This window comes from Eubacterium sp. 1001713B170207_170306_E7, assembly GCF_015547515.1.
Taxonomy (GTDB): domain Bacteria; phylum Bacillota; class Clostridia; order Eubacteriales; family Eubacteriaceae; genus Eubacterium.
In genome coordinates this window covers 912,158-934,078 of record NZ_JADMVE010000001.1, presented here as the reverse complement: position 1 = coordinate 934,078, position 21,921 = coordinate 912,158, and the positions used below count along the sequence as shown (strand labels likewise).

At 44.4% G+C, this 21,921-nt stretch carries 21 protein-coding genes, 1 riboswitch and 3 other annotated features; of the genes, 18 read left to right on the top strand and 3 right to left on the bottom strand.

Going from position 1 to position 21,921, the window contains the following annotated elements:
* Nucleotides 1–25: 25 nt before the first annotated feature.
* The 8 genes from I2B62_RS04610 to I2B62_RS04575 all read left to right on the top strand — a co-directional run bounded on the left by I2B62_RS04610 (nt 26) and on the right by I2B62_RS04575 (nt 6,593).
* Nucleotides 26–1,060, top strand: a complete 1,035-nt coding sequence (locus I2B62_RS04610; RefSeq protein ID WP_195267779.1) for a YeiH family protein — start codon at nt 26–28, stop codon at nt 1,058–1,060.
* A 36-nt stretch (nt 1,061–1,096) separates the two neighbouring features.
* Entirely contained in the window at nt 1,097–2,143 is a 1,047-nt protein-coding gene (gene asrA, locus I2B62_RS04605; RefSeq protein WP_195267778.1) for an anaerobic sulfite reductase subunit AsrA, read from the top strand.
* A 1-nt stretch (nt 2,144) separates the two neighbouring features.
* The gene (gene asrB / locus I2B62_RS04600; RefSeq protein WP_195267777.1) at nt 2,145–2,936 is read left to right on the top strand and encodes an anaerobic sulfite reductase subunit AsrB; all 792 of its coding nucleotides are present in this window, start codon (nt 2,145–2,147) and stop codon (nt 2,934–2,936) included.
* A 17-nt stretch (nt 2,937–2,953) separates the two neighbouring features.
* Entirely contained in the window at nt 2,954–3,997 is a 1,044-nt protein-coding gene (gene asrC / locus I2B62_RS04595) for a sulfite reductase subunit C (protein ID WP_195267776.1), read from the top strand.
* Between the two features lie 87 nt (nt 3,998–4,084).
* A complete protein-coding gene (locus tag I2B62_RS04590; RefSeq protein ID WP_195267775.1) occupies nt 4,085–4,570 on the top strand; it encodes a GNAT family N-acetyltransferase in 486 nt (161 codons plus the stop codon).
* Between the two features lie 34 nt (nt 4,571–4,604).
* Entirely contained in the window at nt 4,605–5,168 is a 564-nt protein-coding gene (locus I2B62_RS04585; RefSeq protein WP_195267774.1) for a DUF3795 domain-containing protein, read from the top strand.
* Nucleotides 5,169–5,394: 226 nt separating this feature from the next.
* Nucleotides 5,395–6,075, top strand: coding sequence for a TetR/AcrR family transcriptional regulator (locus I2B62_RS04580; protein WP_195267773.1), 681 nt, complete (start codon nt 5,395–5,397; stop codon nt 6,073–6,075).
* 152 nt (nt 6,076–6,227) lie between these two features.
* The gene (locus tag I2B62_RS04575; protein ID WP_195267772.1) at nt 6,228–6,593 is read left to right on the top strand and encodes a metal-dependent transcriptional regulator; all 366 of its coding nucleotides are present in this window, start codon (nt 6,228–6,230) and stop codon (nt 6,591–6,593) included.
* 76 nt (nt 6,594–6,669) lie between these two features.
* On the opposite strand, the gene thiW is transcribed toward I2B62_RS04575, so the two are convergent.
* From thiW to I2B62_RS04560, 3 genes are all read right to left on the bottom strand, one after another.
* On the bottom strand, nt 6,670–7,191 hold the full coding sequence (gene thiW / locus I2B62_RS04570) for an energy coupling factor transporter S component ThiW (RefSeq protein ID WP_195267771.1): 522 nt from the start codon (nt 7,189–7,191) through the stop codon (nt 6,670–6,672).
* 52 nt (nt 7,192–7,243) lie between these two features.
* Nucleotides 7,244–7,352: riboswitch (TPP riboswitch) on the bottom strand.
* Between the two features lie 31 nt (nt 7,353–7,383).
* Nucleotides 7,384–9,150, bottom strand: a complete 1,767-nt coding sequence (locus I2B62_RS04565; protein WP_195267770.1) for an FUSC family protein — start codon at nt 9,148–9,150, stop codon at nt 7,384–7,386.
* A gap of 176 nt (nt 9,151–9,326) precedes the next feature.
* Nucleotides 9,327–10,223: a DUF445 family protein gene (locus I2B62_RS04560; RefSeq protein ID WP_195267769.1), complete on the bottom strand. Its 897-nt coding sequence runs from the start codon at nt 10,221–10,223 to the stop codon at nt 9,327–9,329.
* 169 nt (nt 10,224–10,392) lie between these two features.
* Nucleotides 10,393–10,599, top strand: a binding site (T-box leader).
* Nucleotides 10,600–10,695: 96 nt separating this feature from the next.
* Between I2B62_RS04560 and thrS the strand changes: the two genes are divergently transcribed.
* The 10 genes from thrS to I2B62_RS04510 all read left to right on the top strand — a co-directional run bounded on the left by thrS (nt 10,696) and on the right by I2B62_RS04510 (nt 21,886).
* Nucleotides 10,696–12,609, top strand: coding sequence for a threonine--tRNA ligase (gene thrS / locus I2B62_RS04555; protein ID WP_195267768.1), 1,914 nt, complete (start codon nt 10,696–10,698; stop codon nt 12,607–12,609).
* 49 nt (nt 12,610–12,658) lie between these two features.
* Nucleotides 12,659–12,778, top strand: a sequence feature (ribosomal protein L20 leader region).
* Complete coding sequence (gene infC / locus I2B62_RS04550) at nt 12,753–13,328, top strand: translation initiation factor IF-3 (RefSeq protein ID WP_195267767.1); 576 nt, start codon at nt 12,753–12,755, stop codon at nt 13,326–13,328. It overlaps the preceding feature by 26 nt.
* 89 nt (nt 13,329–13,417) lie before the next feature.
* Nucleotides 13,418–13,612, top strand: coding sequence for a 50S ribosomal protein L35 (gene rpmI / locus I2B62_RS04545; RefSeq protein WP_013380523.1), 195 nt, complete (start codon nt 13,418–13,420; stop codon nt 13,610–13,612).
* Between the two features lie 24 nt (nt 13,613–13,636).
* The gene (gene rplT, locus I2B62_RS04540; RefSeq protein ID WP_195267766.1) at nt 13,637–13,993 is read left to right on the top strand and encodes a 50S ribosomal protein L20; all 357 of its coding nucleotides are present in this window, start codon (nt 13,637–13,639) and stop codon (nt 13,991–13,993) included.
* A 182-nt stretch (nt 13,994–14,175) separates the two neighbouring features.
* Nucleotides 14,176–15,558: a potassium transporter TrkG gene (locus I2B62_RS04535; protein WP_195267765.1), complete on the top strand. Its 1,383-nt coding sequence runs from the start codon at nt 14,176–14,178 to the stop codon at nt 15,556–15,558.
* A 12-nt stretch (nt 15,559–15,570) separates the two neighbouring features.
* Nucleotides 15,571–16,239 carry a TrkA family potassium uptake protein gene (locus I2B62_RS04530; RefSeq protein WP_195267764.1) on the top strand — a complete coding sequence of 223 codons (669 nt, stop codon included), beginning with the start codon at nt 15,571–15,573 and terminating at the stop codon, nt 16,237–16,239.
* A gap of 1 nt (nt 16,240) precedes the next feature.
* Entirely contained in the window at nt 16,241–17,077 is an 837-nt protein-coding gene (locus I2B62_RS04525) for an RNA methyltransferase (RefSeq protein WP_195267763.1), read from the top strand.
* 9 nt (nt 17,078–17,086) lie between these two features.
* Nucleotides 17,087–17,319 (top strand) — a binding site (T-box leader).
* Nucleotides 17,320–17,395: 76 nt separating this feature from the next.
* Nucleotides 17,396–18,421, top strand: coding sequence for a phenylalanine--tRNA ligase subunit alpha (pheS, locus tag I2B62_RS04520; RefSeq protein ID WP_195267762.1), 1,026 nt, complete (start codon nt 17,396–17,398; stop codon nt 18,419–18,421).
* Between the two features lie 12 nt (nt 18,422–18,433).
* A complete protein-coding gene (gene pheT / locus I2B62_RS04515) occupies nt 18,434–20,818 on the top strand; it encodes a phenylalanine--tRNA ligase subunit beta (protein WP_195267761.1) in 2,385 nt (794 codons plus the stop codon).
* A gap of 177 nt (nt 20,819–20,995) precedes the next feature.
* Complete coding sequence (locus I2B62_RS04510) at nt 20,996–21,886, top strand: DNA-processing protein DprA (protein WP_195267760.1); 891 nt, start codon at nt 20,996–20,998, stop codon at nt 21,884–21,886.
* Nucleotides 21,887–21,921 lie beyond the last annotated feature (35 nt).

Sequence of the window (21,921 nt, the reverse complement as noted above, 5' to 3'; positions counted from 1 at the left end):
ATTTTACGAAAGAGGAAAAAGACATATGAATTTTATCACGAAAAGCTGGAAAGGCATCCTGCTTTGCCTTGTTATTGCCATACCGGCATGGTTTGCCGGGCAGGCGTTTCCTGTTATTGGAGGTCCTGTCATTTCAATTCTGGCAGGAATGGTTATTACGCTTTTAATAAAAAATAAAGAGCCCGTACAGGATGGTATTACTTTTGTTTCAAAAAAAATTTTGCAGTATGCAGTTATTCTGCTTGGGTTTGGCTTAAATCTTTCTGTTGTGCTTGAAACAGGACGTCAGTCTCTGCCCATCATCATCGCTACAATTTCCACCTCTCTGATCCTTGCCTTTGTACTGCACAAGGCGTTGAAGATACCAGGAAACATATCGACGCTGGTAGGTGTAGGCTCATCAATCTGCGGAGGGTCTGCCATTGCGGCCACTGCACCGGTAATTGAGGCCAATGACGAAGAGGTTGCTCAGGCCATTTCGGTTATTTTTCTGTTTAATGTACTGGCAGCAGTTCTCTTTCCGGCCTTTGGCACCATGTTGGGCTTTTCAACCACTGATGGCGGAGCCTTTGGTGTGTTCGCCGGTACAGCCATTAATGATACCTCGTCCGTTACCGCCGCTGCTGCTACCTGGGACAGCATGTATCAGCTGGGGACAGCTACCTTGGATAAGGCTGTTACGGTCAAGCTGACAAGAACCCTGGCTATTATCCCCATTACACTGGTACTGGCATTCTGGAGAACACGGAAGGAGGAGGAAGCCGAGGGCAGCAAGGTAAGCTTTAAACAAGTCTTTCCGTTTTTTATTCTGTTCTTCATACTGGCCTCGGTCATTACAACAGTAATGACCTCCTTCTTCGGTATTCCCATAGAATTTTTCACCCCGCTCAAGGAGCTGAGTAAGTTTTTTATTGTTCTTGCCATGGCCGCCATCGGCTTAAACACAAATATCGTCAAACTGGTAAAAACCGGTGCAAAACCAATTTTTCTGGGACTTTGCTGCTGGATCGGTATTACCTTTGTCAGCCTGGCGATGCAGCATTTTCTGGGAATATGGTAAAAAGTTAAATTTCTTTGAATCAAGGAGGTTTTCAAAGTGAGTTATACATTGAGTTTTTCTGAGACAAACCGTATTTTTGACACGCTGAACAAAGAGTATGAAATCTGGGCGCCTAAGCGTTTTATCGGAAAAGGACGATATTCGGATACCGATATTATCCGTTACGATAAGGTAAGCTGCGTCGAGGAAATTGAATTCAACGAAAAATCCGATTTTTCTGCCAAGGAGGTATTAACGCCTATTTCAGAATCGTTGTTCTACTTTACAGAGGATGCGTTCATGGAAAGTCGGGGAAGTTCAAAAAAGCTGCTGATTTTTATGCGTCCCTGCGATGTTCATGCGAAGTATCATCAGGAAAAAATTTATCTTCAAAATGGCGGATTTGAGGACAGCTACTATAAGCGTATGAATGAGAACGTGAAAATTGTTCTGATGGAATGTGCAAAAGGATGGGATACCTGTTTCTGTGTGAGCATGGGGACTAACAAAACAGAGGATTATTCTGCTGCTGTGCGTGCAGAAGAGAATACCCTGAGCCTCGAAATCAAAGATGAGGAGCTGACCCCTTATTTTGAGAGCTGCACGCTCTGTGATTTTAAACCTGAATTTATCCAAGAAAATGAGCTGATGCTTGAAGTACCAGAGATTAATGACCGGGAGGTTTTGTCAAAGCTGAAGGTACATCCCATGTGGAAGGAATTTGACAAGCGCTGCGTTTCCTGCGGCGCATGTACGATAGCCTGCAGTACTTGCACTTGTTTTACAACAACCGATGTTATCTACAATGAAAATACGAATGTCGGAGAAAGGAAGCGTACCGCTGCCTCCTGTCAGATCAGTGGCTTTACCGATATGGCTGGGGGCATGTCCTTCAGGCCAACCGCCGGTGACCGCATGCGCTATAAGGTGCTGCACAAATTTCACGATTATAAGGCACGGTTTAAGGACTACCATATGTGTGTAGGCTGCGGGCGCTGTATCAGCCGCTGTCCAGAATTTATTTCCATCACAGCTACAGTTAACAAGATGTCCCAGGCTATTGATGAGATACAAATTGAAGCAAAAGCACAGGAGGTACGTTAAAATGGTAAATATTATGCAGCCGCAGGCCTGTAAAATCATAAATATCAAACAGGAAAGCCAACATGAGTATACCTTTAGGGTAGAAACCGATATTCTGCCCAGGCATGGGCAGTTTTTTCAGCTCTCGCTTCCCAAAATCGGTGAAGCTCCCATTTCCGTGAGTTCTTTTGGTGATGGCTGGCTGGACTTCACGATACGCTCTGTGGGAAAGGTTACCGATGAAATCTTTGAAAAACAGCCAGGTGATGAGCTGTTCCTCCGCGGCGCTTATGGCAATGGCTGGCCGGTTGAACAGTTTAAAGGAAAGCATATGGTCGTTATTACAGGTGGAACTGGTCTGGCACCGGTCCGCAGCATGCTTCATTTTTTTATGGAAAATCCAGATTATGTTGAGAGCGTGAACTTGATCTGCGGGTTTAAAAATGAAGCGGGAATTGTTTTTCGCCAGGAATTGGAAAGCTGGCGTCAATCCTTTTCGACCCTTTATACCCTCGATAACGAAAAAATAGATGGCTGGCATAAGGGTTTTGTGACAGAGTTTGTCTCGCAGGTGCCTTTTTCTGAATTTAACGGCAATTATGCGGTGGTGCTTGTAGGGCCGCCGCCAATGATGAAATTTACAGGCATTGAGTGTGTCAAAAACAGTGTGCCGGATGAGAAAATCTGGCTTTCCTTCGAACGCCGTATGTCCTGCGCAGTAGGAAAATGTGGGCACTGCCGGATTGACGAGGTCTATGTTTGTCTGGATGGCCCGGTATTCAATTATTCGCAGGCCAAGTACCTGGTGGATTAGTGAAAGGAGAGGCAAAGATGAACCATGATATTGATGTGAAAAAAGTACGGACAAACTGTTTCAGGCAATCTAAGGTACCCGGCGAATTTATGCTGCAGATGCGCGTGCCCGGTGCGGTTATCGAGGCGAAGCATCTTAAGGCAGTGGCAGAAATCTGCGAGCGCTGGGGAAATGGCTCCTTTCATATGGGAACCCGCCAGACCCTGGATATCCCGGGTGTCAAATATGACAATATTCCAGAGGTCAATCGCTATATCCAGGCTTATATTGAAGAGGTTGATATAAAAATCTGTGATTGCGAAATGGAATCGGATAATTATGGTTACCCCACCATTGGGGCGCGTAATGTTATGGCGTGTATTGGAAACACGCACTGTATAAAAGGAAACGCCAATACCTATGAGCTTGCAAAGAAAATTGAAAAGCTGATCTTTCCATCCCATTATCATATAAAGGTCGCTGTTGCGGGATGCCCCAACGACTGCGTAAAAGCTAATTTTAATGATTTTGGCATTATGGGTGTTAATAAGCAGATCTATGACTATGACCGGTGTATAGGCTGTGGCTCCTGCGTAGATGCCTGTCAGAGCCACGCTACCGGTGTGCTTACGCTCAATAAAGACGGGAAGATAGATAAAGACGCCTGCTGCTGCGTCGGATGTGGAGAGTGCACACTGATCTGTCCTACTAGCGCTTGGACAAGAGATCCTCAAAAATTATACCGTGTTACCCTGGGTGGCCGTACCGGCAAGCAGAGTCCCCGCTCAGGAAAGCTTTTTATGAACTGGGTAACCGAGGATGTCGTCTTGGGAATGTTTGCCAACTGGCAGAAGTTTTCGGCCTGGGCGCTGGATTATAAACCAGAGTATCTTCATGGCGGGCATCTTATTGACCGTGTGGGCTATAAAGAATTTATCAAGCATATTTTTGAAGGCGTCACCTTTAATCCTGAGGCAAAGGTTGCGGATGACATTTACTGGGCAGAAAACGAGCAGCGAAGCAATATACACGTAATGCCATTGTCCCAGCACAAGCACGCTGGTCCGCAGGAATCCAGATAAAAAATACGAAGATAAGAGGCACGGGTGTTTGTTCCGGGCCCTTTTCTATGTTAAGATAGGGGTAATTGATAAACAGGAGGTAGAGGCATGAAGGTCATATCATTAAGGGAAGAGCCCATCTATACACAGGCCGCCATTGATTTTTTTCAAAATCGGTGGGGAACAGATGCTAACAAAATGATATATGAGGATTGTATTGTCCATGGGCTTACAACAGAATCACCACTGCCACGTTGGTATCTTCTGCTGGACGGCGATACGATTATCGGCGGAGCCGGTTTGATTACCAACGATTTTGTAAGCCGAATGGATCTATGGCCCTGGGTGTGCGCTCTTTATATTGAAGCATCCTACAGAGGGAATGCTTACGCCGCCCGTCTGCTCGAACGCGCGCGTGAAGATGCTGGAAAGGCCGGTTATTCTTATGTTTATATCTGTACTGATCATGTTGGTTTTTACGAACGCTATGGCTACGAATACATCGGAACCGGCTACCATCCCTGGGGAGGTTCTTCCAGAATATACAGGGTTGACACCGAAACAGCTGAGAATTTAAACGGTGCTGGAATATGAGCCGGCCTGAGAAAAAGCCTAAGGAGAAAATTTAATGAAAAAAAACGAACGGGTATATCCGCAGTTTTCTCTGTGCGGTCTTAACTGCGGGCTGTGCCCGATGTACCACGTAGAGGGAGCCGGCTGCCCAGGCTGCGGCGGCAAAGGTCATCACTCCTGTGCGGTAAAAAGATGCAGCCAGGAGCATGATCATATTGAATTTTGCTTTCAATGCAGCAGCTATCCCTGCGAGCGATATGAGACATTGAATCCTTATGACAGCTTTATTACCTATCGTCATGTCTTAAAGGACTTTCAAAGGGCTGAGCAGGAAGGCCTGGAAAGCTACAAGACAATGCTGAACGAAAAAATCGAAATTTTGAGCTGCCTTTTAACGCATTATAACGACGGCAGACGGAAAACCTTTTTCTGTCCTGCTGTGAATCTTTTAGAGCTTGAGGACATAAAGCTTGTGCTGACGCAAATAAAAGATGAAATTAATCCAGAGGGAGCGCTCAAGGAAAAAGCCCGGCAGGCAGTACAGCTCTTTCAGACCATGGCAGAAAACAGAGGCATATCAATAAAACTGAATAAACAGAAAGTGGAAAAAACCAAATAGATTTGCAGTCAAAGGAAAACAAAGGCGCCTTTTCCACGCCCTTTATTATAAAACAGGCCAAAGATCGAAAATACAGCTGCAATGAGAGCATTATACCACAAATAAGAGAAATACGATCTTTATTTAACCTGATCGATAAGATAAAATAGCGGCAGTCAAAAATCTTGACAAAGTCGTGCAAGTCGGCAATAATGAATTTATTCACTGATATTACCGGAGGCTTATTATGTCACAACGTCGAAACCATACGCATAATCATAGAGGAAACGCGCCAAACAGCCCGACACGGCCACGTATATCCAAAAAACCAATGGAGCGGCGGCAGGAAATTATCCGAACGGCCTTTTTGCTGTTCTCTAAAAAAGGTTTTGAGAACACAACCATTCAGGATATCGCTGCGCAGATGAATGTGTCTGTAGGATTATGCTACCGTTATTTTAAATCCAAAACAGAGATTTTTGAGGCCGCCTGCGAGCTTTATGCCAGCGAATCCCTCCAGCAGACCCAGATACCAATGGAACCCGGTATGTCTGCGGTTGATAAACTCAATTACTTTATCAAGGATCTTTTTGATTATACGCTGAGGCATAAAGAATTTGAGGCTAATTATCACGAAACGACTGAGATAAGAACCAGCCGAATTGACAAGGTTGCAGCCAAAATGGTCGAAAATCTGATTCCGGTTATGGAACAGGGAATTCAGGAGGGTGAGTTTCACTGTGAGAACCTAGAGACCACTACAAGATTTATTGTTTTTGGCATGCTGCATACCTTTCATGAAGAGATTCCGGCTGAAAATATTGAAGATTATATTCATCACTTCGTTATTTTTATTCGAAAAATGCTGGTCGATCTTTTGAAAATAGATGATCCTGAACGCCTCTTAGCTTGGAATAAAAGAGAATAAAAAATCTTGAGGAACCACTTGGTAAAAACTGAGTGGTTTTTTGTTTTTTTGACGAGTGAATGCATTCATTTTTTTCTTGACAATAAAAAGAAGCTGGGTTATTCTATAAGTGAATGAATTCACTCAAATATAGTAATGAGGAGAGAATGTCCATGACAAATTATTCAGCGGGCGAGAATTATCTTAAGGCAATTCTGGTTCTTCATCAAAGGCTCGACAAGGTAAGAAAAACGGATATTGCAGATTTTCTTGGCTTTACAAAAGCCAGCGTCAGCTATATGGTTAAGCTTTTAGAAGCGAATAAACTGGTGAGAGTGGAAAACAACAATGTCTGTTTAACGGAAATGGGGCTTAAAGAAGCTTTGAATATTTACGAAAGGTATTTACGTATTCGCGACTTCCTGGTTTATTTTCTTGGCATATCGGCCAAGACAGCTGAGCGGGATGCCTGCCGTTTGGAGCATGTTCTAAGCCTGGAAACTTTTGAAGCGCTCAAGGAAAAAGAGGTGAGTGTATAAAAAAAGAGACCTTTACAGGTCCCGGCAACAGGTATAAAGTTCTGCAATAACAGCGTGTGCAGCGAAATGACGGGTTTCACCGCAATGTGATGTCTGTTTTATTATCTAAAAGATGCTTCATAACACCGGTCTTCTGAACAGCCGTCACTAAAACAGCGCCCAAGACCACGCCGCCGATACAGCTGATAAAGAAGGGGACGACATAAGCGAATAAAGCCGCCTCTTTTCCCATGACCATTGTCGCAACCGGGTACGCTGCGAGGGCGCCAAGGATACTGGTTCCAAAAAGCTCACCCAGATAAGTTAGTGTCAGCTTTTTAGTGTAACGAAAAACCAGTCCGCAAATCAAAGCACCACACATGCTGCCGGGAAATGCCAGCAGACTGCCGGTTCCAAGCATCACTCGTATAAGACTCGTAATAAAAGCCATTGAAACACCATAAAAGGGACCAAGGAACACCGCGGAGAGAATATTAACCATATGCTGAACAGGAAAACACCGTGCCGCTCCAAGAGGAATACTAAAGGGAGAGCAGACGACACCTACTGCGATAAGAATCCCTGCCATTGTCAATTTCCGCACATGATTTTTTTCCATGTTAGAAGCCTCCAGATAAACAAAAATGGGATAGGCCCACGCGGCGGCATACCCCCAAAATGCGATACTGTCCCTGCGTTGGCATTATCCAAATCAGGTTGTGGGTCGAAGCGACATAGCCTCCTCTCAGCCCGCTGCAGCAAGCTCCCCATGTTTGATTCCGTTTTATTATAGCTGTTTTTGAGAAAGGATTCAACCCTGACTGCTTTTTTCTGTGTTGTTCTTGGTTGTATCAAAAGTTTTTTGAAGCGTTTCGCCAGCTTCATGAATTTCATCTTTTACGTGCTGCCATTGCTTTGGAGAGATTCCCTTTACACTCAAGTACATGCTTAGATGAACAGCCACTGCCAAAAAGTGCCGGTTTTTATTCATTATTTTTTCAAAGACCTTTGCTGGAACAAGCTTCTGCTGCCCTGATAAACTTTCCAGCTGTCCGCCGACCAGGTGGAGGTTCAGAAGGTTCTCATAAAGCAAAGGACCGGCTTCCTGCTTTTCTGCAAGATTCCACAGATTATAGAGAATAAACAAATCCGATTTAAAAAGGCTGGTGAGCTCATATCGAAAGACGTCCTGTTTGCGTGTTCTGAAGATAAAGATTCCTCCAAGTACTGCGATGGAGACACCTCCAATAACACAGAAAACCCGGAATAATACCAGGTCCATGACGCCCAGTTGTGGCAAAAACATAACGGAGGTCATTTGTGTACTGATCATGGTACTGACAATCGAGCTTTTTATGGTCAGCATAAAAACCAGACCAATAGCGACGGTAAGCGGCAGGCGGATGGACGCTGGGATATACTGTGTAACAAGAACAAAGAAAATCATTCCCAGAATGGTGCCTGTAACCTTAAAGGCTGCTTTTCTCAGTGTGTCGCGGATATAGATACTGGCAGATAAATACCCCATAAGCGGTATCCAGTAGCCATGCCACTCATTGAGCGGAATATTGAACCAATACGGAATATAGTGTGCGACAGCAGTACAGGCAGTGACAATCACAGCGGTCTGCAGTGCGAAACGCATCTGAAAAAAATCGAGACTGAACCGGCGGCGCAGGCTGAAGGACTTGTAACGAAGCCCCTCTTTAATGGAAGTGTTAAGATCTGTGCGGTGACTGTCATCCAGCAGACGGTCCCGAAGTGTCTCAAGAATCAACAGAAGCTCCCGATTCAGGCGATTTTCGGTTAGGGATGGCCTTTTTAGAAATGCCTGCAGATCAGCTGCTAATAATTGGGGATCTTCTGCTTTTTCCATTCGATCCCCCAAAACAGAGAATTGAGCCTGATCACTGGTGGGAAGCTCTTGTGAAGCTGCGCCGATAGCCTGGAGTACTTGTCCCAGTTGTTCGAGGCAGAGCATTAAACCATAAGTATATTTCTGTCTGCCGTTCATCAACCCCATTTGTCTGAAAACAGCGGGATAAATATTGCTGCTCAGCTTCTGGGAAAGGGCGTCCAGCTTTTTATCGATTGCTTCATCTTCCTTTTTGATTTTTTGGCCCAATAATTTAAATCCAGTTCCTGCGCAGGCGAGCGCTTCCTGTATAAGAGGATCAACGGCTGGTGTTTTTTGCCGTTTTTGCAGCAGAAGCGTTATTCCGGTACAGACAGCCAGGCAGTAAAGAAGGGCCAGAATACGAATCGGAAGTGCTGCCAGTGTTCCCGGGCTGATCTGCATAAGGATAAAGGCCATGCCGGGAATATAGTAATTTGTTTTTAGAAACTCATTGGCATCGGCATAGATCAGGAAAAAAATCAGTATAAAACCAAAAATAATCAATGTGGCAAAATGCATAGAAACCAGAGTTCCTAAAATGGCGTAACCAACCAGCCACAGGGCGTCAAGCAGCATATTAACAATGGACAGGCAGTTTTTAACCATTGTCTGGGTGTATAAAAGAAAAACAAGAGCGATAACCGCGTTGCTCCGGCCGAAGAGCAGAATAACAGACCCCATAAGTAACAAACCGAAAACGATGGCGGGTAAGGCTTTCGGCAATGCTTTAAAGAAATTTTTGATGGCTTTTATAATTGAGATCACTCCTTAAGGTTTTTCTTTTAAAATACCCTTTTGAGAAAAAATAAAGCAATAAAAAACGATTCTGACCATTTTCAGAATCGTTTTTATTGCTTTTAGAAGAAATTCATAATTAAGCCCATAATCATACCCAACAGACCGCCGAGCCATATAATGGCGTTTAGTTCTTTTTTCATGATGCTCAGAATGATTTTTTCCATCTCCAGAACATCGAAGCCATTGATCTGATCTTCTACCAGCTGGGGAATATCCAGAGCGGCGAGCGCCTTGGACAGGTTATTTTCAACCATATTATGATAGGCTTTAAGCAGACTTTCCTTTACTTTTGGCACACTTGAGCCAAAGCGTTCATAGAGCTCAGCCAGACTGTAATCCAGTATTTCATGGCTTTCGCGGTTTACCAGATTACCGATTATTTCCTCGCCGCGTTCAAAGACCATATTGTTGATTGTCTCCTTGAGCTTTTCACGGATACCAATCATGGTATTGTCACTGACCATAAAAGAAAAAGCTGAAAAAAGCGAATTGTTTTTGATTTCTTCCATGGCCGCATCAGCGATTATATCGCCGACATCCATCTGGCATACCTTACGGTAAAGCAGGGCAGTTGCTTTTTCAGTGGTGGTATTTGCCAGCGCTTCGGTTTTTTCTTCGTCAGTATAATGAATGATAACTTCGCGAATGGTCATGGGGCTGTCTTTGTAGGTTTCAATTTTGTTATCAATATAACCGCTGATTTTAGCGTCCATTTCCGGTGACAAAAGGCCGCGGCTCAGAACCTCTTCATTTACAAGTGTAGAGCCGATGACAGCACCTACGGATTTTGCTATTCGCGGTTTTTCCTTTGGAATAATCCCGGGTGTGAAGGGAAGGGTCCAGCCCCAAAATTTGACTGGCTTCAGTGGCCGGAACAGCATGCGTATGGCAATGCCATTGGTGATAAGACCAATAACGGCGCCGACCAATGGGCCGATTAAAAAGTGTAGATCCAATATGATCACTCCTTTATAGTAATGATTGGTTATTATAGTATTATAACGATCACGCTTATAAATGTCCATCCTCAAGTTTAACTTAAAACCATTTAAATTTACATAAATATTTTCAAAAAGGTGTTGAATCTTTTGGTGTTTAGGGGTATACTGTGTATAAATTAAACATTTAAAGATGATGACTGGGAAGAGTAAGTTAAACGAAGGTAACAGAGAGCAGGCATGATGGTGGAATTGCCGCAGCCAATCCTTAACTGAAGACCCCCCCACGAGTTGGCTGTCAAATGCAGTACCGGAAGACTGTCCGTTATCAGTATCAGAGTGGGTATACCGTGTATACCAATTTGGGTGGAACCGCGTAATGAACGTCCCATTGTCAACGACAATGGGACGTTTTTAATATTCTGTTCCGTTCAGAAGAAAATAATCGATTTAATCGAAATTAACTTATCAATTTTATGGAGGTAATCTTATGAACATAACTTTAAAAGACGGTTCTGTTAAGCAGTATGAACCTGGAATCACTGTTTATGATGTGGCGAAGGATATCAGCGAGGGACTGGCGCGCAATACAATGGCCGGCGAGTTAAACGGCGAGCTGGTAGACATCCGCAGGCCCATTACTGAAGACAGTAATTTAAACTTATTAACCTTTGATTCTGAAGGCGGCAAGCATGCTTTCTGGCATTCTGCATCTCACCTTATGGCTCAGGCCATCAAACGTATCTGGCCTGAAGCGCAGCTAACCATCGGTCCGGCCATCGATAATGGCTTTTACTACGACATTGATTTAGACCACACCTTAACACCGGAAGACCTTGAAAAGATCGAAAAGGAAATGAAGAAAATTGTTAAGGAAGCGCCTGAAATTGAATACTATACAAAATCCAGAGAGGATGCGCTGAAATGGGCAGAGTCAGAGGGTGAGACCTATAAGACCGAGCTGATCAACAATCTGCCGGAGGACGCGGTCATTTCCTTCTATGGCCAGGGTGAATGGGCTGACCTGTGTGCAGGCCCTCATATCCGCAACGCATCACAGATTAAGGCGTTTAAGCTCTTGAGCCTTGCCGGTGCCTACTGGCATGGTGACGCCAATAACAAAATGCTCCAACGTGTCTACGGGATTGCTTTTCCTAAAAAATCCGAGCTTGACGAATATTTACAGCGCTTGGAGGAAGCTAAAAAACGTGATCACCGTAAGCTGGGCAAAGAATTAGACCTTTTCTCAATGCATGAAGAGGGACCAGGATTCCCGTTTTTCCATCCTAAGGGAATGGTTCTGCGAAATGAGCTTGAAACTTTCTGGCGCACCGAACATGCGAAAAAAGGCTATAAGGAAATCAAGACACCGATTATGCTGAATGCTGATCTGTGGAGACGCTCAGGCCACTGGGATAACTATAAAGAAAATATGTATTTTACTGAAATTGACGGACAGGAGTTTGCGGTCAAGCCAATGAACTGCCCGGGCGGCATGCTTGTTTATAAAACAAGACAGCACAGCTACCGTGAGCTGCCTCTGCGTATGGGAGAGCTGGGCCAGGTACACCGCCACGAGCTCCACGGAGCACTTCATGGACTCATGCGTGTCCGTACCTTTACTCAGGATGACGCGCATATCTTCCTGACCATGGACCAGGTAAAGGATGAGGTGATCGGGATCATTGATCTGGCCAATGAGATCTATGATATTTTTGGCTTTAAGTATAAGGTTGAACTCTCTACCAAGCCGGAAAAGGCCATTGGCAAAGATGAAGACTGGGAAGTCGCAACCGCGGCGCTGCGTGAAGCGCTGGAAGCAAAAGGGATGGATTATCAGCTGAATCCTGGCGATGGAGCGTTCTACGGTCCTAAAATTGACTTCCATCTGGAAGACAGCATTGGCCGTACATGGCAGTGTGGCACGATTCAGCTGGATATGCAGATGCCGGAACGTTTTGATTTAACCTATGTCGGCAGCGACGGTGAAAAGCATCGCCCGGTTATCCTGCACCGTACTATTTTCGGGAGTATTGAACGTTTCCTCGGCATCTTAATTGAACACTTTGCCGGAAAATTTCCGCTTTGGCTGGCTCCGGTACAGGTACAGCTTATCCCGGTGTCAGATGCACACGACGCATTTACCAAAGAAATTGCCGCTAAGCTTGAAGATGCAGGTATCCGAGTAGAGATTGACTTCAGGGATGAAAAGATCGGCTACCGTATTCGTGAAGCGCAAATGCAGAAGATCCCGTATATGCTGGTTATCGGCGATAAAGAGGTCGAATCTGGACGCCTGAGTATCCGCAATCGCGATACTGGCGAGCAGGAAACTCTGAAAATTGACGAATTTAAATATCGCCTGGCTCAGAACATTGCGAATAAATCTTTGGTTTTAGATTAATTTTAAAAAGTGCTTGACAATTATTTATGGTTGCTATATACTGGTTAAGCAAACAAAGCAGAGGTGTCCACTTCTCACCTGGTCTTTTTAACAAGGCGGGTTCATAGCAATTTAAGTAATTGATTGTTTAATGCAGGTGGACTATGTCTACCTGCATTTTTGTTTTAATAAATACCCATAAATGGAGGTGTATTACTATAGCAAGAGAAGTTCAACACGAAATTAACGAGGAAATCCGTGATCGTGAAGTCCGCGTAATTGATGCAAACGGAGAAATGCTGGGTGTGATGCCAACAAAAGAGGCACAGAAACTGGCAGATGAAAAAAGTCTGGATCTCGTTAAGGTTTCTCCTAACGCGAAGCCGCCGGTCTGTAAAATTTTGGACTACGGTAAATTCCGTTATGAAGAAATGCGACGTGTTAAAGAAGCAAAGAAAAACCAGAAAGCGGTTGTTATCAAAGAAATTCGTATGTCTGTACGGGTTGAGGAACACGACATCATGGTTAAAGTCAAAAACTGCGTTAAGTTCTTAGAACAGGGCAATCGTGTCAAAGTATCCATCCGTTTCAGAGGCCGTGAAATGGCTTATACGGATCAGGGTAGGGGTGTTTTACTTGACTTCGCTGAACGTGTAACTGATTATGGTACGGTTGACAAGCCACCAAAAATGGAAGGCCGCAGCATGGTTATGTTCTTATCCCCCAAAAAGGATAAGTAAGCTAAGCCTATAATGGTATAACTTGTTATACTTCATTATATAAATAAAATAAAAAATAAGTTGACGAAGATAGGGAGGAGGAATCGACTATGCCAAAAATGAAATCCCATCGTGGTGCTGCAAAGCGCTTCAAAGTGAAAAAATCAGGTGTGATCAAACGCGCTAAGGCTTATAAAAGCCACATCTTAAATAAGAAAAGCCAGAAGAGAAAGAGAAATCTTAGAAAAGCTGGTTACTTAGTACCAAGCGACGCAAAAGTTGTTAAAAAAATGTTAATGAAATAATAGTGAGCAAGGAGGAAAATTTTAATGGCTAGAATTAAAAAGGGCGTTAACGCCAAAAAGAAGCATAAAAAAGTATTAAAACTTGCAAAAGGCTATTATGGTGCTAAAAGCAAGTTATACAGACCAGCGAACGAAGCAGTCATGCGTGCACTGCGTTCTTCTTACAGAGGTCGTAAAGAAAAGAAAAGAAATTTCAGAAGATTATGGATTACCCGTATCAATGCCGGTACCCGTATATATGGTTTAAGCTACAGCAAATTCATGTTTGGCCTGAAACAGGCTGGCGTTGAAATGGACCGTAAGATCTTAGCTGATTTAGCAATGAATGATATTAATGCATTCGCAAAATTAGTTGATGTTGCCAAAGAACATCAGGCTTAAGCTTTAAGAACCAAGACAAAAAACTTCTCAGTCCTTGGGAAGTTTTTTTTATGTGATATTTTCACCATGTTGGGTAATAGTCTCCTTTAGAAAAGGATTCATTGCAGCAAACGATCTTGCTTTTTTTTGACAGAATGGTACAATAGGTGAAAGCAAATAAAATATTTACTTGGAGCAGACAAATGATAAACATTGTTAAAAAAGGCAGCCGTATGGCAACCTTTATGCGGCACCGCTCCCCGGCCGAAATTCTGATGTTCGGCTTTGCGGCGGTAATTTTACTGGGGGCAGTGATTTTAAATCTGCCGGTCTCCAGTGCTTCCGGCCAGAGTCCGGGATTTTTGAATTGTTTATTTACGGCGACCTCCAGCGTATGTGTCACCGGACTGGTGGTTGTGGACACCGGAACCTACTGGTCGTTGTTTGGTCAGATTGTCATTATTCTCTTAATTCAAATCGGCGGTCTTGGCTTCATGTCTCTGATGACCATTTTTTTTGTGTTGGCAGGTAAACGCATCACGATTAAAAATCGTCTGCTCATTCAATCCTCTGTCAACTCCGACAGGGTACAGGGGGTTGTGAAATTCACAAAATATATTGTTGTTTCCTGTTTAGTGATCGAAGGTATCGGAGCACTGCTGCTATCTTTTGTATTTGTTCCGGATTATGGGCTGGGAAAGGGGATTTATTTCGGCATCTGGCATTCTATCTCCTCTTTTTGCAACGGCGGTTTTGATCTGATCGGCGGCTTTCAGAGCTTTACGGGATATGCCAATAATTTCCTGTTGAACTTTACTGTTTGCGCGCTTATTGTTGTCGGTGGACTTGGCTTTGCTGTTACCAGTGAAATTGTCAGCTACCGGACAACCAGACGGCTGAGCATGCATTCTAAAATTGTTTTAAGCATCACTGCGATTTTAGTGCTGGGTGGTGCAATATTGTTTTATATCTTTGAGCATGCCAATCCTGAAACAATGGGTGGACTGCCATGGTATGGCAAGATTTACGCAGCTTTCTACCAGTCTGTTACACCGCGTACTGCCGGCTCTAACACCATAAGTCAGACAGGGCTTAACCCAGTTTCCAAGGTGCTGACCATTGTGCTGATGTTTATCGGCGGATCGCCCGGATCAACAGCCGGCGGAGTTAAAACCACGGCCGTGGCCATGATGGCGATCACGCTGTTTACCGAGCTTATGGGTCGCAAGGATGTCACCTGCTTTAAACGGCGCATCCCTGAGATTACCATTAAACGGGCCGCCTGTGTACTGACCATCGGTATTTCGATTATCATCGCTATCATTATGGTTTTAATGGTCTGTGAACCCGGGGCGGACCCCATGGCAGTTACCTTTGAGGTGTTTTCGGCTTATTCCACAGTTGGGCTTACCTGCGATTTAACACCGCAGCTCCATGCCTTCAGCAAAGTGGCGCTGATTATTACAATGTTTATTGGTCGTGTCGGTCCGTTGACGATCGCATATGTTATTACCAGAAAAGAAAGAAAAGAACTTGAGAATAAAGGCCAGTTCAAGCTGCCTGAGGGCAATGTCTTGATCGGTTAAAAGGAGCATAAATTGAAGGAAAAACAATTTGCTATTCTGGGGCTTGGCCGTTTTGGCGAAGCGCTTGCCATTACTTTAAGTGAGTTGGGATCAAATGTGATCGTTGTTGATAAAAATGAGGAGAAGGTACAGAATATTGCCAACTATGTCACCTACGCAGTTCAGGCCGACGTCTCAGATATTAATGCTCTGAAGTCCATCGGGTTAAAAAATGTCGATGCCGTTATTATTTCCATTACCTCGGATATTAACAGCAGCATTATGGGCGTTGTCAACGCGCAGGAGCTCGGGATTCAGGAGATTTACGGAAAGGCGAATAACGCACAGCATGAAAAGGTTCTGCTCAAGCTGGGGGTTAAAAAGGTCTTTTCTCCAGAGCGGGATATGGGCGAGCGTGTTGGACACAGTCTTTATTCCGGCGATTTTATCGACGCCCTGGAGCTGGATACAGATCATTCGATTGTTGAGGTTGACGCTTTGCATAAATGGGAAAATCAGGCGTTGGAGTCTTTAGATATGCGTACGAAATATGGACTCAACGTCATTGCCATCCGCTCTCAGGATCATTTGAACGTATCTCCGGTGGCGACAGACATTATCCGGTCCGGTGACAAGCTGGTCGTTATTGGTGACAACGCTGATATAAACGATGTAACCCGTCTCTATCAGGCTGGAAATTAAAATGATGACAGAAGAATTGATCACCTCCCGTCAAAATGCTGCGGTTAAAAGTGTTATCAGGCTGAAACAGAAAAAAAACAGAGACCGAGAAGGGCTGTTTATTCTGGAGGGCACCAAGCTATTTATAGAAGCGGAAGCCTGGAAGGTGGATATCACTTCAGTTTATGTAACGCCGCAGTGGCTTGAAGGGTTAAGGGAGACGGCAAAAGCAGCGTTAAAACGCCTGGAAGACGCTGGTATTCCTGTAACCATGGTTGATTTCGGCGTTTTTGAAGCGATGTCCGCTTTAAAAATGCCGGAGGGTGTTTTATGTACAGCCCGAAAATTTGACGTCTCAGAAAAAAAATTTGAAGATAAATGCAAAAAAAGCGGGAAAAATTATCCAACTTATGTTATATTAGATGATGTGCAGGATCCAGGCAATGTTGGAACCATTATACGAACAGCGGATGCCGCTGGTTTTGACGGGATTGTCTGTTCACTAAAAACGGCAGATATTTACAATGAAAAAGTACTGCGGGGAGCCATGGGTTCAGTGTTTCATTTACCGGTTCTTCAAAGCTGTGATCTGGAAGAGACTGTGCTCTCTCTTAAAGAGCAGGGCGTCCGCATGGTTGGTACTTCGCTTCAGGGAAATACGAATCTGGAAGCTTCTCTGGCCGCACAGACGTCAGTTGGTATTGTGCTTGGCAATGAGTCAAAGGGAATGTCCAGGACTCTGGAAAATCTGTGTGATGTTTTATACAAGCTGCCCATGTACGGACACGCTGAATCCTTAAATGTTTCGGTGGCCGCCGGTATTTTAATGTATGATATTGCACGGGCGATTCACAAATAAAAAAATAAGATAAAGACGATGATGGAGAAAGTAGGCGGCACGCCGCTCACTTACAGAGAGAAAACCCCAGCGGCTGAGAGGGTTTTGGTGAACAGTGCTACTGAAGTTCCCTCCTGAGTTTTGACTGCCAAGGCATGGAAGTGCTTGTAGTGGTCAGCGTTAACGTGACGTTATACGTGAGGGGCCGGGCCAAACGGGCGGCGGCAACAAAGGTGGTACCGCGGAGTTTATTCGTCCTTTATGCAATTTTGCATGAAGGGCTTTTTTATTTTATAGCCGCGATCCGATAAAAATGTTATTACGAAGAAGGAGATAAAAATGCAAGAGGAATTAAACCGCATCAGAGAAAATTGTTTGGAAGATCTGAAAACTGTCAGCGATATGAAATCACTCGATGACATCCGTGTAAAATACCTTGGTAAAAAGGGTGTTTTAACCGCGGCCTTAAAGGGAATGGGTAAGCTTTCCAAAGAAGAACGCCCTGTTATTGGCAAGCTGGCCAACGAGGTTCGTGAAGAGATTGAAACCGGGCTGGCTGGAAAAAAGGAAGCGCTGGAAACAGCCGAAATGATGGCTGCCATTGAAAAAGAAAAGCTGGATGTCTCACTGCCCGGCAAAAAACCATCAGAGGGCAATTTGCACCCTCTAAGTATTATTATCAATGATCTGGAAGAAATCTTTATGGGAATGGGTTTTTCCATTGCCGAAGGACCTGAAATTGAGTGGTCCAAATACAATTTTGATTATCTTAACATGCCCCAGGAGCATTCTGCCCGGGATTTGCAGGAAACCTTTTATTACGATGATGATGCGGTCGTTTTAAGAACTCAGACGTCACCGGTTCAGGTTCGTGTTATGATGGATGAAAAGCCGCCGCTGCGGGTAATCTCGCCGGGCCGCGTTTACCGCGCTGACGAAATCGACGCGACGCATTCACCGGTATTTCATCAGATGGAAGGGCTTGTCATTGACAGAGGGATTACAATGGCTGACTTAAAAGGAACCCTGGATATGTTTGCCAAAAAGCTTTTTGGTGAAAATGTCCAGACGAAATTCCGTCCGCATCAATTCTATTTCACGGAGCCAAGCGCAGAAATGGATGTTACCTGCTTTAAATGCGGGGGCACCGGCTGTAAGGTGTGCGGCAACAGCGGATGGATTGAGCTTCTGGGCTGTGGCATGGTACACCCGAATGTGCTGCGCCACTGCGGCATTGATCCTGATGTTTACAGCGGCTTTGCTTTTGGTATGGGCCTTGAGCGGGTAGCCATGACCAAATACGGCATCAACGACTTACGTCTGCTTTTCGAAAACGACATGCGTTTTCTGACACAATTCAAATAGGAGGAGCCCCATATGTTAGTATCACTCAACTGGTTAAAAGAATATGTGAAAATCGAACAGGACCCCAAAGCTTTTGGGGATATCCTGACAATGTCCGGTACAAAGGTGGAAACCATTGATCCGGTTTCGGAAGAAGTTTCCGGTGTTATCACAGGTAAAATTGTAAAAATTGAAAAACATCCGGATGCTGATAAGCTGGTCGTCTGTCAGATTGACGTGGCAGCTGCGTCGCCATTGACCATTGTCACCAGCGCAACCAATGTTTTTGAAGGAGCCGTTGTCCCGGTTGCGGTTGAAAACTCCGTGGTTGCAGGCGGACATAAGATGAGCCGCACCGATTTCCGCGGTATTATGTCTTATGGCATGATGTGCTCTGTGGAAGAGCTGGGAATGAATACAGATCTGTTTACCCCTGAAGTGAAGAATGGCATCTATATTCTGCCCGAAGACACTGAGCTGGGAGTCGAAGTGCGTGAGCTGCTCTGGATCGACGATAGTATTATCGAGGTGGAATTAACCGCCAACCGTGGAGACTGCCAGTCTATTTATGGAATTGCCCGCGAAGCTGCGGCAGCGCTTGACGAGGCAGTAGCGCCGGTCAAGCTTTATGATAAAAAAGAAACAAAAAATGAAATTGCAGATCATTTGAGTGTAAAGGTCGAAACAGAGCTGTGTCCCCGCTATGTAGCCAAAATGTTCAAGGTTAAAAAGATTGAGCCCTCTCCACTTTGGATGCAGCTCAAGCTTTTAAACAGCGGTGTCCGCCCGATTAACAATATTGTTGACGTCACAAACTATGTAATGCTGGAGCTTGGCCAGCCGCTTCACGCCTTTGATTACAAGAGCCTTAATTCTAACGAGATTGTGGTAAAAACCGGAAATCAAGAAAAAACGGTCGTCACACTGGATGATAAAGAACGTGCCATTGATGAATCTATGATGATGATCACCAACGGTAAATATCCTGTGGCAGTCGCGGGGATTATGGGCGGCGCTAATTCTGAAATTACCGAAAACACCGAATATGTTGTCCTTGAATCCGCGTGTTTTGATAAAACAAGTATTCGCCTGACTTCCAAAAAGCTTGGAATGCGTACAGAGGCTTCCGGGCGCTATGAAAAGGGCATTTATCCTGCACTGGCTGAAACTGCTGCGCTGCGTGCAACCTATCTCTTTGACCTGATCGGTGCCTGTGATGTTCTGGAAGGAATGATTGATGTTTATCACAAACCGGAAGAATCACGTGAGATTGAGGTGAATGTGGATTGGATCAACCGCTTCATCGGCATTGATCTTTCGGACCAGGATGTGGTTAAAATTTTAGAAAGGCTGTTCTTGACCGTTGAGGATAAAGGCGATGGTAACCTCCTGGTTAAGGTACCGGACTATCGTCAGGATCTTGAAATCCCTGAAGATCTGGCTGAGGAGGTAGCCCGGATTTATGGCTATAACAGGATTCCCAGCACCATCATGGGCGGTACCACTCTTGTTGGTGGAAAGACGGTTAAACAGAAATATCAGGATATGCTTCAAGGCCTGTTGGTTGGCGCCGGATACTACCAGACTCTCACCACTTCCTTCACCAGCGTCAAACGTATCAACGCTTTAAATATGGACTGTGGTGACGATCTGGTTCCGCTTATTAATCCGCTTGGTGAAGAAAACAGTATTATGCGCAATACCTTGGTGGGCCACCAGCTGGAAGTGGTAAGTTTAAACTATAACCGTAAAAATCCTCAAGGCCGTTTCTTTGAATTTGCCCAGACTTATCATAAAAATCCAAATAAGGAAGAGCTGCCTGTAGAACGCAAACATCTGGTCATTTCTTCCTATGGAAATGCTGATTATTTCGACATTAAGGGCGTTGTTGAACTGCTGCTCGACCGGTCCGGTATTACAGGCTATGATTTTATTCTGGCAGGACCAGACCTCTATCACCCGGGCAGAAAAGCGGAAATAAGAGTGGGGGATACCCTTGTTGGCCAGGTAGGGGAGATCCATCCGCTGGTTGTCAAGAACTATGATCTTCCGAAACGTACCTATGCCTGCGAACTGGATTTTGATATTATGGCTGAACTGCAGCAGGATATCATTAAATTTGCTGAAATGCCCAAGTATCCGGGTTCCTCAAGAGATATTGCTCTGGTTCTGGATGAAGATGTACCCGCTTCAAAAATTGAAGCGACCATTAAAGCCCATGACGCAGGGATTATGGAAAGTGTCGAGCTTTTCGACGTTTACCAGGGAGAACAGATCGAAAAAGGAAAGAAGAGTCTGGCTTATTCGATTTTATTCCGCCATCCTGAAAGAACGTTAACGGACGATGACATCAATCCAGTAATGGATGAAATTTTATCTGATCTCAAAAATGGATTTAATGCCCAATTAAGGGATTAATATGGTATAATAGTAGTGTGTTAAGATCGTATAAAGATTTCACGAATCGCGTTAAGATGATATAAAGATCAATTGACAGAAATTTACCGGGGCTTTTTTAAGCCCCGGTCTTAATGCATGAATTTAAAATACCAGGCAGCACCTTCGTCTGCCTTAGCAATAGAAGGGAAGAGAATTATGAGTAAGAATGATTTAAACCGCAGTATTATAGCACTTTGCCAGCTGAAGGGCATCGGACGAAAAAAAGTGAAAACCATTTTAAAATCTGTTGAAAATCCGGCCGACTACCACCTTTTAGAGTTGGTTGAAATCGGTATATCTCTGAACGTTTTTTCACGCGGCAGTACGATCGGTACTTTTTTGGATGCACGAAAACGCGCGGATGAAATTTTAAAGTGCTGTGAAGAAAATGACATTAAGATAATCAATTCTTATTCCGAAGATTTCCCTAAGGCGCTGCTTTTTGAAGATGGTCCGGATCTCATTTATTATAAAGGCGATTTGTCGCCTCTTGCCAATGTTAACAGAGCCGCTGTTATCGGGACCCGCGTGCCGTCGGATATTGGCTATCATTTTGCCTATAATTGCGGAAAGAGCCTGGCGGAACAGGGCTATACTGTAGTCAGCGGACTGGCCCTTGGCTGTGATACTGCAGCGCATCTCGGCTGTCTGAAGGCTGGAGGAAAAACAGTTGCTTTTCTTCCGTCAAATTTAATGACGATTACACCGCGCGAAAATTTAGAATTGGCCGACCGTATTATTGCTGGCGGTGGCTGTATCATCAGCGAGTTCTCTCCTTTGTCCACTTCAAACGCCTATATGTTTATCGAGAGAGACCGCCTTCAGGCCGCGGCTTCAAACTTTGTGCTGGTATCTGAATTTGCCCGTAACAGCGGAACGATGCATACCTTGCATTTTGCCCATACCTACGGAAAACCAATTTACGTGGATGACGCCATTGTCAATTCCGATGTCGATGGTTATGACGCCATGACCGAGGAGGGAATTGCGTATGAGGTTGGCAATATGGAAGAAATTAAGCAATTTATCCTTAAAAATCGACAATAATTGTAATATTTTAATATTTTATTTGAAATTTCTTA

What these genes read in the sequence shown, in the direction of transcription:
- I2B62_RS04585 (WP_195267774.1), top strand. Translation starts at nt 4,605, where the DNA reads ATGAAAAAAAACGAACGGGTATATCCGCAGTTTTCTCTGTGCGGTCTT.
- rpmI (WP_013380523.1), top strand. Translation starts at nt 13,418, where the DNA reads ATGCCAAAAATGAAATCCCATCGTGGTGCTGCAAAGCGCTTCAAAGTG.
- I2B62_RS04525 (WP_195267763.1), top strand. Translation starts at nt 16,241, where the DNA reads ATGATGACAGAAGAATTGATCACCTCCCGTCAAAATGCTGCGGTTAAA.
- thiW (WP_195267771.1), bottom strand. Translation starts at nt 7,191, where the DNA reads ATGGAAAAAAATCATGTGCGGAAATTGACAATGGCAGGGATTCTTATC.
- asrC (WP_195267776.1), top strand. Translation starts at nt 2,954, where the DNA reads ATGAACCATGATATTGATGTGAAAAAAGTACGGACAAACTGTTTCAGG.
- infC (WP_195267767.1), top strand. Translation starts at nt 12,753, where the DNA reads ATGTCTACCTGCATTTTTGTTTTAATAAATACCCATAAATGGAGGTGT.
- pheS (WP_195267762.1), top strand. Translation starts at nt 17,396, where the DNA reads ATGCAAGAGGAATTAAACCGCATCAGAGAAAATTGTTTGGAAGATCTG.
- asrB (WP_195267777.1), top strand. Translation starts at nt 2,145, where the DNA reads ATGGTAAATATTATGCAGCCGCAGGCCTGTAAAATCATAAATATCAAA.
- pheT (WP_195267761.1), top strand. Translation starts at nt 18,434, where the DNA reads ATGTTAGTATCACTCAACTGGTTAAAAGAATATGTGAAAATCGAACAG.
- I2B62_RS04580 (WP_195267773.1), top strand. Translation starts at nt 5,395, where the DNA reads ATGTCACAACGTCGAAACCATACGCATAATCATAGAGGAAACGCGCCA.
- I2B62_RS04565 (WP_195267770.1), bottom strand. Translation starts at nt 9,150, where the DNA reads ATGGGGTCTGTTATTCTGCTCTTCGGCCGGAGCAACGCGGTTATCGCT.
- I2B62_RS04590 (WP_195267775.1), top strand. Translation starts at nt 4,085, where the DNA reads ATGAAGGTCATATCATTAAGGGAAGAGCCCATCTATACACAGGCCGCC.
- rplT (WP_195267766.1), top strand. Translation starts at nt 13,637, where the DNA reads ATGGCTAGAATTAAAAAGGGCGTTAACGCCAAAAAGAAGCATAAAAAA.
- thrS (WP_195267768.1), top strand. Translation starts at nt 10,696, where the DNA reads ATGAACATAACTTTAAAAGACGGTTCTGTTAAGCAGTATGAACCTGGA.
- I2B62_RS04510 (WP_195267760.1), top strand. Translation starts at nt 20,996, where the DNA reads ATGAGTAAGAATGATTTAAACCGCAGTATTATAGCACTTTGCCAGCTG.
- I2B62_RS04575 (WP_195267772.1), top strand. Translation starts at nt 6,228, where the DNA reads ATGACAAATTATTCAGCGGGCGAGAATTATCTTAAGGCAATTCTGGTT.
- I2B62_RS04535 (WP_195267765.1), top strand. Translation starts at nt 14,176, where the DNA reads ATGATAAACATTGTTAAAAAAGGCAGCCGTATGGCAACCTTTATGCGG.
- I2B62_RS04610 (WP_195267779.1), top strand. Translation starts at nt 26, where the DNA reads ATGAATTTTATCACGAAAAGCTGGAAAGGCATCCTGCTTTGCCTTGTT.